This is a genomic window from Ancylobacter sp. G4_0304, from assembly GCF_047501495.1.
GTDB lineage: Bacteria > Pseudomonadota > Alphaproteobacteria > Rhizobiales > Xanthobacteraceae > Ancylobacter.
This window is the reverse complement of sequence record NZ_JAZDRM010000002.1, coordinates 46,133-58,490: the sequence shown is the minus strand read 5'-3', so window position 1 is coordinate 58,490 and position 12,358 is coordinate 46,133. Positions and strand designations below refer to the sequence as shown.

The 12,358-nt window shown below is 68.6% G+C and carries 11 protein-coding genes; 2 read left to right on the top strand and 9 right to left on the bottom strand.

Translation table 11 applies throughout. The annotated features are described in order from the left end of the window. Positions 1-14: 14 nt before the first annotated feature. From VRZ77_RS01535 to VRZ77_RS01515, 5 genes are all read right to left on the bottom strand, one after another. Entirely contained in the window at positions 15-1,238 is a 1,224-nt protein-coding gene (locus tag VRZ77_RS01535) for an iron-containing alcohol dehydrogenase (RefSeq protein WP_414590952.1), read from the bottom strand. A gap of 76 nt (positions 1,239-1,314) precedes the next feature. Then, positions 1,315-2,859 (bottom strand): tripartite tricarboxylate transporter permease, encoded by a 1,545-nt coding sequence (locus VRZ77_RS01530; RefSeq protein ID WP_414590951.1) that lies wholly within the window; start codon positions 2,857-2,859, stop codon positions 1,315-1,317. A gap of 32 nt (positions 2,860-2,891) precedes the next feature. Continuing rightward, the gene (locus VRZ77_RS01525) at positions 2,892-3,395 is read right to left on the bottom strand and encodes a tripartite tricarboxylate transporter TctB family protein (RefSeq protein ID WP_414591099.1); all 504 of its coding nucleotides are present in this window, start codon (positions 3,393-3,395) and stop codon (positions 2,892-2,894) included. 71 nt (positions 3,396-3,466) lie between these two features. Continuing rightward, positions 3,467-4,489, bottom strand: coding sequence for a Bug family tripartite tricarboxylate transporter substrate binding protein (locus VRZ77_RS01520; RefSeq protein ID WP_414590950.1), 1,023 nt, complete (start codon positions 4,487-4,489; stop codon positions 3,467-3,469). Positions 4,490-5,237: 748 nt separating this feature from the next. Further along, the gene (locus VRZ77_RS01515) at positions 5,238-6,245 is read right to left on the bottom strand and encodes a cupin domain-containing protein (RefSeq protein WP_414590949.1); all 1,008 of its coding nucleotides are present in this window, start codon (positions 6,243-6,245) and stop codon (positions 5,238-5,240) included. A 72-nt stretch (positions 6,246-6,317) separates the two neighbouring features. Between VRZ77_RS01515 and VRZ77_RS01510 the strand changes: the two genes are divergently transcribed. Continuing rightward, on the top strand, positions 6,318-7,532 hold the full coding sequence (locus tag VRZ77_RS01510; protein ID WP_414590948.1) for an MFS transporter: 1,215 nt from the start codon (positions 6,318-6,320) through the stop codon (positions 7,530-7,532). Between the two features lie 144 nt (positions 7,533-7,676). Further along, positions 7,677-8,927, top strand: a complete 1,251-nt coding sequence (locus VRZ77_RS01505) for a glycosyltransferase (RefSeq protein ID WP_414590947.1) — start codon at positions 7,677-7,679, stop codon at positions 8,925-8,927. Here the strand turns inward: VRZ77_RS01505 and VRZ77_RS01500 are convergent. Genes VRZ77_RS01500 through VRZ77_RS01485 form a run of 4 tightly spaced genes read right to left on the bottom strand, consistent with a single transcriptional unit; the run spans position 8,817 to position 12,347 of the window. Continuing rightward, the gene (locus VRZ77_RS01500; protein WP_414590946.1) at positions 8,817-9,392 is read right to left on the bottom strand and encodes a class I SAM-dependent DNA methyltransferase; all 576 of its coding nucleotides are present in this window, start codon (positions 9,390-9,392) and stop codon (positions 8,817-8,819) included. The two genes, VRZ77_RS01505 and VRZ77_RS01500, sit on opposite strands and share 111 nt — an antisense overlap. Further along, positions 9,389-10,126, bottom strand: a complete 738-nt coding sequence (locus VRZ77_RS01495) for a PIG-L deacetylase family protein (protein WP_414590945.1) — start codon at positions 10,124-10,126, stop codon at positions 9,389-9,391. The genes VRZ77_RS01500 and VRZ77_RS01495 overlap by 4 nt, the downstream gene beginning before the upstream one ends. Continuing rightward, complete coding sequence (locus VRZ77_RS01490; protein ID WP_414590944.1) at positions 10,123-11,250, bottom strand: acyl-CoA dehydrogenase family protein; 1,128 nt, start codon at positions 11,248-11,250, stop codon at positions 10,123-10,125. The genes VRZ77_RS01495 and VRZ77_RS01490 overlap by 4 nt, the downstream gene beginning before the upstream one ends. Continuing rightward, positions 11,250-12,347 carry a DNA topoisomerase IB gene (locus VRZ77_RS01485; RefSeq protein WP_414590943.1) on the bottom strand — a complete coding sequence of 366 codons (1,098 nt, stop codon included), beginning with the start codon at positions 12,345-12,347 and terminating at the stop codon, positions 11,250-11,252. Before VRZ77_RS01485 ends, VRZ77_RS01490 begins: the two co-directional genes overlap by 1 nt. Positions 12,348-12,358 lie beyond the last annotated feature (11 nt).

The following is a 12,358-nucleotide window of genomic DNA, read 5'->3' as shown; positions in this document are numbered from 1 at the left end:
TGTCCCGGTAATGGTCAGAGATTAAGCAGCGCGGCGCGCTCGCCGGCATAGGCGGCCTGCGTGATGTGGAGCATCGCGGCGAGGTCGAGCGGGCGCGGATTGTTCTTCACCAGCCGCTCCGCCTTCAGCGCCCCGGCGGCGACGTCGTTCTCATGGCCCGAGGCAAGGCCCAGAGCCTGGAGCGACCGCGGAATGCCGATCGCGGCGAACAGCGTCGCCACTTCATCGATGAACAGCTGGGAACGCTCGTCCACGCTCATCGACGCATCGCCGAGGCCGACCACACCGGCCAGCTCCGCGAAGGCTTCGGGGCTCGCCGAACGGTTGAACTGCATGACGAAGGGCAGCAGCGCGCCCACGCCGTCGCCATGCGAGGTGTGGGTGAGGTTGCCGACCGGATATTGCAGTGCATGGGCGGCCGCCGTGCCCGCCGTGCCGAAGGCGCAGCCGGCGGCCAACGAGGCCAGCATCATGCCCTCGCGGGCCTCGACATCGCTGCCGTCCTTGCAGGCGCGGGCGAGATAGCGGAACACGTTCGACACCGCGAGGCGAGCGAAATGGTCGGAGAGCAGGTTCTTGCCGATGAAGACGTGCTGTTCGGTCAGCATCGCATCGGCCGGACGGGTCTTGCTGGTAAACGCCTCGACGGCATGGGCCAGCGCATCCGCGCCCGAGCAGGCGGTGAGGCCGACCGGGCAGGTCATGGTCAGCTCGGGGTCGCACACCGCCATGTGCGGGATGATGTACGGGCTGGCGATGCCGATCTTGGTGCCGCGCGCGCTGTCGAGAATGACCGCGACCGGGGTGACCTCGGAACCGGTGCCGGAGGTGGTGGGCACCGCGATCAGCGGCAGCACCGGGCCGGGCACGGCGAACTCGCCGTAATAGGCGCTGGGCTCGCCGCCATGGGTGAGCAGCACCGAGACCACCTTGGCCATGTCGATGCAGCTGCCGCCGCCGATGCCGATGATGCTGTCGGGCTTGAAGTCGCCGACGCCGGCCACGCATTCCTTGATCGAGTCGATCGGCAGGTCGGCGATGGTCTGGTCGAACACGCGGGCCTCGACGCCATGGGCCTCAAGGTCCTTGATGACGGCGGCGAAAACGTCGAGCTGCGCCATGCGGGCATCGGTGCACACCAGCGTGCGCGTGCCGAAGCGGGCAGTTGCGGAGCCGATCACGTGACGCTGACCGCTGCCGAAGAGGATGGTGTTGGGTAGGCGCAGAGCTCCGAACATGGCGCAACTCACTGAGAGAGGTTTTAAAATACCGTATCGTGGGTGGCGGCACCGGGGCGCCGCCACCTTGCGCGGGTCAGGTACGCGAGGTCTGGTGGTCGGGCGTCTTGGCGACGTCCGGCCCGTTGCCGTTCCCGGAGACCGCGCTGACTAGCAGCGACACCAGCGGCAGCAGCAGCAGCAGAATGCCGAGCCCCATCATCGTCCCCACCAGCGGCGTCTCGAAAAACACGGTGAGCGAGCCGCCCGAGGACAGCATCGACTGGCGGAACGCATCCTCCGCCTTGTCGCCCAGCACCACGGCGAGGACGAACGGGGCGAGCGGGTAGTCGAGCTTCTTGAAGACGTAGCCGACGACACCGAAGATCAGCGCCAGCCACAGGTCGAACATGTGGTTCGACACGGTATAGGCGCCGATCACGCAGATGATCGCGATCAGCGGCCCGACCACCGTGAACGGCGCGCGCAGGATGAAGGCGAACAGCGGAACGGTGGCGAGCACCAGCACGACGGCGATGACGTTGCCGGCATACATCGAGGCGATGAGGCCCCACACGAAATCCGGGCGGGTCGAGAACAGCATGGGCCCGGGCGACAGGCCCCAGATCATCAGGCCGCCCATCATCACCGCCGCCGTGGCCGAGCCGGGCACGCCGAGCGCGAGCATCGGCAGCAGGGCGCAGGAACCGGCGGAGTGGTCCGCCGTCTCCGGCGAGACGATGCCTTCCGGCTCGCCCTTGCCGAAGAACTTGCCCCGGCGGGAGAAGCGGCGCCCCAGCGCGTAGCTCATGAAGGAGGCCGCGGTCGGCCCGCCGGGAGTGATGCCCATCCAGCAGCCGACCACTGCGCTGCGCAGCAGCGTGGCCCAGTAACGCGGCAGCTCGGCGAGCGTGCGGAGGATGACCGAGAGGTCGAGCTTGGCCTTCACGCCGTCGAACTTGTAGCCCTCGTCCACCGTCACCAGCAGTTCGCCAAGGCCGAACAGGCCGATGACCACGATCAGGAACGAGATGCCGCGCGCGAGGTCGGGGATGCCGAAGGTGAGCCGCCCCTCGCCGGAGATGGTGTCCATGCCCACCGTGCCGGCGGCGAGGCCGAGCATGATGCACACCAGCGTCTTGAACGGCGAGCCGCCGGACATGCCGATGAAGCTGGCGAAGGCGAGGAAGTAGACGCCGAAATATTCAGGCGAGCCGAAGCGCAGCGCGAAATTCGCCACCCAGCCCGACAGTAGCGTGATGACGAGGACGCCAACCAGCGCGCCGAAGCCCGCCGAGGAGAACGCCAGCGTCAACGCCCGCACCGCCTCGCCGCGCTTGGCCATCGGGTAGCCGTCGAAGGTGGTGGCGACCGAGGATGGTTCGCCGGGAATGTTGAACAGGATGGAGGTGGTCGATCCGCCGAACAGCGCGCCCCAATACATCGAGGTCAGCAGGATGATCGCGGAGATCGGGTCCATGGTGAAGGTCAGCGGCAGCAGCAGCGACACGCCGTTCGGCGCGCCGAGGCCCGGCAGCACGCCGACCACAAGACCGAGCAGCACGCCGATCACCATCACCATGATGTGGTGCGTGGTCAGGGCGATGGCGAAGCCATCCATCAATTGTCCGAAATTGCCCATGAGTCGCTTCCTCAGCTCTTTTTTGTCTTATTTCAGTAGATGCCGAAATATTCGAGGATCGGTCCCTTGAGCAGAGGAACCAGGAAGATGGTCTCGAAGATGACGAAGTTGACGATGACCACCGCGGCGGTGATCAACAGGCTCGTGACGGTACGAAATCCGACCGAAACCTTCATGGCGTAGAAGATATAAAGCGCCATGCCGATATAGAGCCCGAGCCAGGCCGAGATGACCGCCATCGCGACGATCGGCAGGAAGAAGGCTGCGAGCTGCCGCAGGCGCGTGCCGTCGATGAACGGCTCACCCTCTGCGCCGGCGAGTTCGCCGGCAGGACCGGCAGCGGCGGTGCGGGCCGAGCTCTTCCACAGCGTGTAAACGATGTTGGCGAGGCTGCCCACGATGATCAGGCAGCCGATGCCAAACGGGAAATAGCCAGGCTGCGGACCGGACTCGGTCCAGCCGATGCCGTTTTCCAGCGAGCCGTAGCAGACGACCGCCCCCACGAGGGCGGTCGCCGTGGCCGTGGCCACTTCCATGGTGTTCCGGGATATTTCCATCCAACTTACTCCACGAGGACGGACACCGCCGAAGCGGCCGAAAGGCGAGATCACTGTCCGGAGGACAGCAGCCAGCCATTGTCCTGGTAGATCTTCTCGTAGTTCTTCACCTGTTCGGCGACGTAGGCCTTGAAGTCGTCGCCGACGAGGACCTTGTTGATCTGGACGTTACGCGCGGAATAGTCCTTGAACTCCGGCGTATCGACCACCTTCTTCAGCAGATCGGTGTAATAGGCCACCGCTTCGGCCGGCGCGTCCGCGCCCATCCACACCGTGCGCGGCTGGAGGAAGTTCTTCACATCGATGCCGGCTTCGACGCAGGTCGGAATGTCCGCCCAGCTCATGCCCTCGGCCACCACGGTCTTGTCGGCGAGGCGCTCGGCGGTGAAGACGCAGAGCGGCTTCTGGTTGCCGGCCTTCCACTGCTCCAGGCTCTCGCTCGGATTGTTGGTGTTGGCCTCGACATGGCCGCCGGCCACCTGGATCGCGGCCTCGCTGCCGCTCTTGTACGGGATGTAGGCGAGGTCGATGCCGGCCGCGCGTTCGATCAGCGTCACCAGCGTCTCGTCGGCGTCCTTGGCCTTGGCGCCGGAGATGCGCACCTTGCCGGGAGCGGCCTTGGCCTTCTCGACGAATTCCTGCGCGGTGTTGATGCCGGACGCCTTCGGGTTGGTCCACAGGATGAACACGTCGGAGGCCATGGTCATGACCGGCTTCAGGTCCTTCATGCTGTAGTTCACCTTGGTGGTGAGCGGCAGCACATAGGCGTCCTGGGTGCCGAAATAGAGCTTGTACGGGCTGTCGGGATTGTCCTCGGCATAGGCGAATGCCTCGGAGCCGGAGCCGCCCGGCTTGTTCACGACGAGCAGCGGCGTCGAGACCAGCGAATTCTTGGTCAGCGCGGCCTGCACGACACGCGTGAAGATGTCCGAACCGCCACCGGGACCGGCCGACACGACCAGCTCGACCGGACGGTTGGGCTTCCATTCCGCAAGGGCGGCGCCCGAAGCGGTGAGGCCGAGCGCGAGCGCGGACGCCGTGAGCAGGCCGGCACGGATAGCTTGATTTTTCACGTCATTTTCCTCCCTGTGTCGCTGCTCGCGCAACGGCCTCTCGCCGCCCGCGATGTTCAGCACACAATTGCGATCTAGCGGCTTGCGCCTTGGACGGCGCACTTATTGTTCTCGTTGCCCCCTTCGCCGGCACGGCATGCGGCGGAGAGAGAGGAAATGAACCCCGCGGCGTGTCGCGGGCCCGACCGCAAGTGCGACAGGTCCGGCGGCAATCCGAGGGTGATCCACACCGGCGCCGGAACGACGCCTTAAGTGACAAATCCTATATCATCTATGATCATGTACACTCAAAGATCAAGCGCTTTTGTTCCGCCCGGCAGCGAAACGTACATGCCGCCCCGCGCCCGCCGCGCTCGCGGGGCGCATGAGTCATGCGCCCTTTTGCCCCGAAACAGCGAGAGCGGTCGCAGAGATTCCTGGAGCTAAATATTTGAACGTGAACGATTAATCTCGCAGTGCCGGATCGAGGCGGGGTGGCGAGCGGCGACGCTACCGGAGGCATCGGTCGCGATGAGCGTCCCCTATCCAGGCGTCGCCGCCCGCAGCCAGCTGTGAATGATCTGCGATGACTGCCGAACACCGGCGGGAAACGGCTCCAGCCAGCCGGGCGAGTCGGGCGCGTTGCGTGTGCCCCGCTCCCTCAGCTAGCGCTGGCCCCCTTCTGCGTCGTGCTGGCCCAGCCCACCTTCCTGCCGGGCCACCCCGCGCCGCGCCGGTCCTTGACGCCGGCTCCGTGTTACGCCGGGCGCTATTCTGCCGCGCGCGGGGCGAGCTGCGCCGCGCGCATCGCCCCCGGCGCATAGCCCATCGTCCGCTTGAAGGCGCGGCTGAAGGCGGCCTGCGAGCCGTAGCCGAGCCGGCTGGCGGCGGCGTCGATCGACAGCTTCTCCCGCGTGATCCACTGCGCCGCCAGACGCATGCGCAGCTCGGTGAGATAGCGCAGCGGCGTCATGCCGGTCACCGCCAGAAAACGCGCGGCGAAGACCGAGCGGGAGCTGCCCATCACCGAGGCCAGCTCGGCCACCGTCCATTCCCGGCCCGGATGACGGTGCAGCGCGGCCATGACGCGTGCGAGCCGGGGGTCGCGCAGCCCCGCCACCCAGCCCGACGCCGTGCCGCAGCCGCATTCGACCCATGCCCGGACGATGAAGACCGACACCACCTCGGCGAGGCGCGCCAGTATGCCGGCGAACCCGGCGCGATCGCCCCGGGTTTCCCGCTCCATCGCTTCCAGCATCGGCAGCAGTTCGGGATAGCGGTCCAGCAGCGTGCCGACCGACATCACCGAGGGCATCAGCGCCACCAGCGGGGTCATGCCGCCGAGCTCGAACTCCATGCAGCCGCTGAAGATCACCACGTCGGTGCTGCGGCAGGCGTCGATGTCGCAGGCGTTGATCGCAGCCACCGTGCCGCAGAGCGGCGCTTCCTCGAACGCCAAGACGGTCTTGCACGGCAGGTCCGGCGCCGAGACGAGATCATGCGCGCCGCCATGCGGCAGCAGCACCGCCGATCCTGCCTCCAGCTTTTCCACCTCGCCAGCCCGGCGCAGATAGACCGTGCCGCGCGAGATGAAATGGAACTGGGCGCGTCCCGCCTCGCTGCCGAAATGCACGCCGAACGGCGGGGATATCTGGATGCGGCGATATTTCAGGCCCACGAACCTCATCCCGCCGAGCAGTTCGCTCACGACGTCGGGATAGGCCTGCGGCGGGATGGCGCCGGATTCTTCGGACGAATGATCAAACATGCCGGACATGCTGGCATAGTTCGTCCTGAGAAACCAGCATAGCGTGTTGCAATGCACCATCCCTTCCTGAAAGGCCAATGAATGAGTGACACGCTTGCGCTCGACGCCGCTCCGGCGGCACCCATCTCGCCCGCCTGGGCTGCCGTCGGCTCGATGACTTTGGGAGTTTTCGGTCTGGTGACGGCGGAATTCCTGCCCGCCAGCCTGCTGACCCCGATGGCCGCCGACCTCGGCATCACCGAGGGCGCCGCCGGCCAGGCGGTGACGGCGACCGCCCTGGTCGCGCTCGTCGCCAGCCTGCTGGTCTCGGCGGCCACGCAGCGCATTGATCGGCGCAGCCTTCTGATCGCCTTCTCGATCCTGTTGGTGATCTCGAACCTCGCGGTCGCCTTCGCGCCCAATCTCCCGCTGCTGATCGCCGGGCGCGTGCTGCTCGGCGTCGCGCTTGGCGGCTTCTGGGCGATGTCGGCGGCGCTCACCATGCGGCTGGTTCCCGAAGAAATGGTGCCGCGCGCGCTCTCCATCCTGTTCAGCGGCGTCTCGGCCGCCACCATCTTCGCGGCTCCGGTCGGCAGCTATCTCGGCCATCTGGCGGGCTGGCGCGCGGTGTTCCTCATGGCTGCGGCCATGGGCGTCGTGACCATCGTCGCGCAGGTTCTCACTCTGCCGCGCATGGCGCCGACCGGCACGGCGCGGCTGCGTACTCTCGTCGATGTGCTGCGCCGGCCGCAGGTCGCGCTCGGAATCGTCGCGGCGATGCTGGCCTTCGCCGGCCATTTCGCGGTGTTCACCTATATCCGGCCCTTCCTTGAAACCGTGACCGGCGTCGGCATCAACGCGGTGTCGGCGATCCTGCTCGGCTTCGGCCTCGCGAACTTCGTGGGCACGCTGGTGGCCGGCCCCCTGATCGAGCGCAGCCTGAAGGCCGCCCTGCTCGGCATGCCGCTGCTGATGGCCGGGCTGGGCATCGCCCTCGTCACCGTGCCGGCGGATACCATGGGCCACACCATCCTGTTCGCCCTGTGGGGCTTCGCCTTCGGCGGCGTTCCGGTGGCGTGGTCGACCTGGCTGACCCGCGCCGTGCCCGACCAGACCGAAACCGCCGGCGGCCTGCTCGTCGCCTCGGTCCAGCTCGCGATCTCGGTCGGCGCCGCCGGCGGCGGGGCCATTCTGGCAGTGGACGGCGTGACCGGCACCGTCGCCGCGGCCAGCCTGCTGCTGCTGATGGCGGTGCTCATCGTCCTCGTCGGCGTGCGCACTCTGCCGGCTGGCGAGCGCGCGATCGCCATGCATTGAGCCGCGTCTCCGCCGTTGGCCGCGCAGGCGACGACCGGCGGAGCGCGTCTTGTACAGGAGCTGCGGCAGCAGGCCGATTGACACCGCCCGCACGCGGAACCGTGAGCGGAATCGAACGTTTGCGCACTGCCGCAGAGGTTCGAGATGTCCCACCCCGCCTTTTCACGATCCGATCTTGCCCGCGCTCTCTATGACCGCGGCAGCCCGCCAGGCCGTGCGCCCCGCGTGGTGGTCGCCCTGCCCGCGCGCGACGAGGCGGAACGGATCGAACCGTGCCTCGCCGCACTGCTTCACCAGCGCGGACCATCGATCGGGGCCGACGGCGCGGGGTTCGGCATCGTGCTCCTCGCCAATAATTGCCGCGACGCCACCGTCCCGCGCGCGCGCGACATGCTCGGTGCTGCCGGCATTCCTCATCTGGTTGTCCCGATCGACCTGCCGCCGCGCCTCGCCAATGCCGGCGTGGCGCGCGGACTTGCCCTCGACATTGCGAGCCTTTGGGCGGCGCGCGCCGAAGGGCCGGGCATGCTGCTCACCACCGATGCCGATAGCCGCGTGAGCCCGCATTGGGTGGAGGGCAACCTCTCGGGCCTTTCCGGCGCCTGCGGAGCGGTGGCGGGACGCTTCGCCTTCGACAGCGCCGAGGAAAGCGATTGGCCGCCACACCTGCTGCGGCGCCGACGGATCGAGAGCGCCTATGAGGAGACCCTGGCGGCGCTCTCCGCGCAGCTCGACCCGCTGCCGCACGACCCCTGGCCCAATCACTGGACCGAGTCGGGAGCGAGTTTCGCGCTGACGCTCGACGCCTATCGCCGCATCGGCGGCCTTCCTGCGGTGGAGGCGGGAGAGGACCGGGCGCTGGCAGGCGCCCTCGTCCGGCATGACATCGCGATACGTCACGATCCGGCCATCGTCGTCACCACCTCGGCCCGCTTCGACGGCCGGGCACCGGGCGGCTGCGCCAGCGCCCTGCTCCAGCGCGCCGCCGAGCACGATGCGCCCGGTGATGAGCGGCTGGAAGCGCTGCCAGCCGCGCTGCGGCGAATGGTGCTGCGCGGCCGGATGCGAAAGGCATTCTCGGTGGATTTCTGCCCGGAGGAATGGGAGCGCCGGCTTCGGCTCGACGAGGGAGCGCTGGCGGGGCAGTCGCGGCCCCGCTTCGGGGAAAGCTGGGCGATTGCGCTGGCCCGCAGCCCGCTTCTGGTGCCCCGGCCGCTTCGCCCCGCGCAGATGGAGCACCATCTGGCGGTCGCCCGTCGGGTGCGGGCGGCGCTCGCCGGCGCCTCACGGTGCGGCGAGGAGATCGAGCCGATAATCCTGCGTGCGCTGCCGCGCAACGAGCTGGAACCTCTCGCCGAGAGCGTGGATGAAGCGCTCGACGGCCTCGTCGCCTGACAGCGGATAGTCGGTTTCCCGAACCCAGTGCACCAGTTCGACCTGCCCGCCGGAGACGAGGGAGGCCGCGACGCGCGCGGCGAGGGCCGCGACATCCTCCGGAGAGAGATAATACACCACTTCCGACAGCAGGATGAGGTCGAACCGGCCTTCGGGCCAGTCGGCCGGAGCCTGACCCTGCAGGAAGTTTATCTGCGGCAGGTCCCGGCAGCGCTCGCGCGCCCGGTCGAGGGCGCGGGCGGCCGGGTCGATGGCAACAAGCTCGTCGCAGCGCGCGGCCAACCGACGGGTGAGCACACCGATCGAGCAGCCGACTTCCAGCGCGCGCGAGTAGCGCGGGCGTGGCAAGGCGTTGAGCGTGGCGGCGTATTTCGCGTCCTCATACGCGCTGGTTTCGAAATCCCAGGGGTCGGACGAGCGCTCGTACAGCGCCTCGAAATAGGCCGGCGGCAGGCTGGCGCTCATGAGACCGGCCCAACAAAAGTTTCCAGCGGTACGTCGAACAGCGCCAGTACCGGCGAGGTGAGCCGGAATCCCTCAGGATCATCGGCGATGAGATCGGTGGTCTGCGAGGCATGGGCGGCGATCGCGGCGCGCTTCGCGTCGAGGAACGGCGCGATCGGCACCCGCACGCCGGCCACTGGAGCCGCGTCGAGCCGGGTCTCAGGCGGCAGTGTCAGGCCCCACACCGGATATTCCCAGAGCCGAGCTCCGGGAAGACGCCGCACCGCTTCGCGGGCCAGCGCGAAGCTCGCCTGATGGTCGGCATGCGGGTCGTGGCGCCAGGTCACGGTAACGACATCGGCGCCGACGGCGAGAGCGGCGATGCGCCCGGCCGCCCGCTCGGCCTCAGCGCCATGGGCCGGCACGAACCGGTCTGGCAGTTCGAGGAAATGCACCGCGCTGGCCGGGACGCCGAGCCGTGCCGCGGCCTCCACAGCCTCCCGACGGCGTAGTTGGGCAAGGCGTGGGGCCGCGAACAGCCGGGAGCGGGGATGGGAACCCGCCCCATCGCTGACGATGATGATAGTCACCGGCAGGCCGATGTCCCGGCAGGCGGCGATCAGCCCGCCGCAACCCAGGCTCTCATCGTCGGGATGTGGCGCGATCACCACAAGGCCGCGACGCACGAAGTCGGCGGGCTCCACCGTGGGAAACCGCGCCATGGCGCCGAGCACCTCTTCGACCCGCGCGGTCATCGCCACAGCTCGCGCATGGGAGGCTCCTGGGCAAGAACATGGGCGGCGCCCTCGCACAGCGCCCGGTCCGGCGCCGGTTGGCGCAGATAGGTCGACAGATCGCGGCATAACCGTTCGACCGGACTGGTGCGTTGGAAGGCAGAAAGCCCGATTGAGCGCTGCACCAGCTCCATGACCTGAAGGCCGCAACGCTCCACCGCGCAGCGCGCGAGATTGACATAGGCGACGGCGTTGCCGGCCGTGCGCTCGTCCGTCGCCGCCTCCTCGGCCTCGGCGATCCGCGCCGCGCGCTCCACCCAGAGCCGCGCGGTTTCCGCAGCGATCATCGCCTCGCCCATGCGGGCGCGCTGATGGGGATCGGTGTCGCGGCCGTGACGGCGCAGGTACGACGCGGCTTCGTCCACCAGCCGGTCGATCCCGCCGAGCTGCACCGCGCAGAAGCGCCACGCGCCGGCGGAGAAATGGGGCTGGCGATGATAGTCGCCCGGCTGGCCGAGAATATCGGCGGGCTCCACACGCAGGCCGGTGAAGCAGAACGCACCGCTGGCCGAGGCCCGCATGCCGTGCGCTTTCCACGCCGACAGATCGGCGCGGGATGACCCGTCGAGCCGAGGCAGCACCATCAGCAGCCCGCCCTCTTCGTCGCGCGCGGTGATCAGCGGGCACGCGACATGCCCGGCGCCGGACGCGAAAATCTTGGCACCGTGGAGTTCGAGGTGACGCCCCCGGCGGACAAGCCGCACGCCGTCCGCGCCTTCGGTGTTCCAAACCCCGAACAGTGCGCCGTCCCGCGCCCGCCGGAACGCGCTTTCCCGCTGGCGGGAGGTGCCGTAGCGCCGGATCAGCGCGGCGGCGTTGACATGGCCCTCGAACAGCCGGCCGAGCGGAAGGCTGGCATGGCCGATCGCCCGCAAGGCTTCCATGAGATCGTCCGGGTCCCGCGCCGCCCCGCCCCCTGGCAGGGACGCGAAGGGCGCGGCGAGCGTGCCGATGGCAGCAAGGGCCGCGACATCCTCGCTCGGGAAGCTGTCGTCCTGGTCCAGCAGGGCTGCGCGGGTCGCAATCGTGCCGAGTTCCCCGAGCAGGGAGGGCGTGAGCATTCGGCTGTCATCAATGTCGAGCATTAAATGTTTCCTATGGCCCCGGAACAATGGGAGCCGCGCCGCAAAGTTCCGCTCTTGGGCGCGGGCGGAGCCGGCGGACGGCAAGCCGGGCTCAGCAGCAGGCGGGAGAGCCGATCGACGGCGGTGGCCGGCTCGCCGCGGGGCGTGCCGAGCCTGCCGTTTTCAAACGCCGTGATAACGCTGTCATGGACATAACTGCTTCGGCAGACGGTCAGGGTGTTGGCGAGTTCGTCGGCCAGCGGCGCGATCGCCTGCCGGATCTGCCGGCGCCGGTCGCGCTCGGTTTTCGCCGGCTCCAGCCGTGCCAGCCGGTCGAGCACGCCGAGCGAGGCGGTGAGCGTCCGGAAGTCCTTCAGCGAGATCGGCTGGCCGCTGACCTCTTTCAGGAAGCGGTTCACCTCCCCGGCGCGGAGGGCATGGACCGCGCCGGCGGCATCGCGGTACTGGAACAGCCGGCGGCCGGGGAGCGCCTTCAGCCGCGTCAGCGCGGCGGCGAGGCGGGCGTTGCGGACCTCTTTGCGGATCGCCTTGCCGCCCTTGCCGGTGAAGGACAGGGCGATGTCGTCGCCGTCGATCCGAATATGCGATTTGAGCAGGGTGGTGGCGCCGCGCGTGCCGTTCTGCTCGGCATATCGCTCGCCGCCTGCCCGGATCGCGGTGAGCGCCACCAGCTCCGTCGCGGCCGCGAGCGCGAAATGCTGATCGGGCATGGGCCGATGCAGCGCCCGCCGCACCGCGCGGGTGATCAACGGAAGCGCACCGGCGAGCGCGGAAAGCCGGCGGGCCTTGAGCGCCTCGCGCACCCGCGTCCAGTCCGGGTGATAACGGTATTGCAGGCGCCCGGCGGCATCGGTGCCGATGGCTTGGAGATGGGCGCGGGGATCGGCGGCGAACCGCACCTCGGCATAGGCCGGCGGCACGGCGAGGCTTTTCAGGCGGGCGAGCATTTCCTCATCGGTCACGGCGCGGCCATCGGCCTGCTGGTAGCTGAAACCGCGCCCGCGGCGCCTGCGGCGGATCGTGAGTTCCGTACAGGCGACAATCCGCAGATCGAAGCGGCGGGCGAGGCGTCGGAGGGCGCTCCTGTCGGTCGTCACGGCCGGACATC

What these genes read in the sequence shown, in the direction of transcription:
- VRZ77_RS01535 (WP_414590952.1), bottom strand. Translation starts at nt 1,238, where the DNA reads ATGTTCGGAGCTCTGCGCCTACCCAACACCATCCTCTTCGGCAGCGGT.
- VRZ77_RS01530 (WP_414590951.1), bottom strand. Translation starts at nt 2,859, where the DNA reads ATGGGCAATTTCGGACAATTGATGGATGGCTTCGCCATCGCCCTGACC.
- VRZ77_RS01525 (WP_414591099.1), bottom strand. Translation starts at nt 3,395, where the DNA reads ATGGAAGTGGCCACGGCCACGGCGACCGCCCTCGTGGGGGCGGTCGTC.
- VRZ77_RS01515 (WP_414590949.1), bottom strand. Translation starts at nt 6,245, where the DNA reads ATGTCCGGCATGTTTGATCATTCGTCCGAAGAATCCGGCGCCATCCCG.
- VRZ77_RS01510 (WP_414590948.1), top strand. Translation starts at nt 6,318, where the DNA reads ATGAGTGACACGCTTGCGCTCGACGCCGCTCCGGCGGCACCCATCTCG.
- VRZ77_RS01505 (WP_414590947.1), top strand. Translation starts at nt 7,677, where the DNA reads ATGTCCCACCCCGCCTTTTCACGATCCGATCTTGCCCGCGCTCTCTAT.
- VRZ77_RS01500 (WP_414590946.1), bottom strand. Translation starts at nt 9,392, where the DNA reads ATGAGCGCCAGCCTGCCGCCGGCCTATTTCGAGGCGCTGTACGAGCGC.
- VRZ77_RS01495 (WP_414590945.1), bottom strand. Translation starts at nt 10,126, where the DNA reads ATGACCGCGCGGGTCGAAGAGGTGCTCGGCGCCATGGCGCGGTTTCCC.
- VRZ77_RS01490 (WP_414590944.1), bottom strand. Translation starts at nt 11,250, where the DNA reads ATGCTCGACATTGATGACAGCCGAATGCTCACGCCCTCCCTGCTCGGG.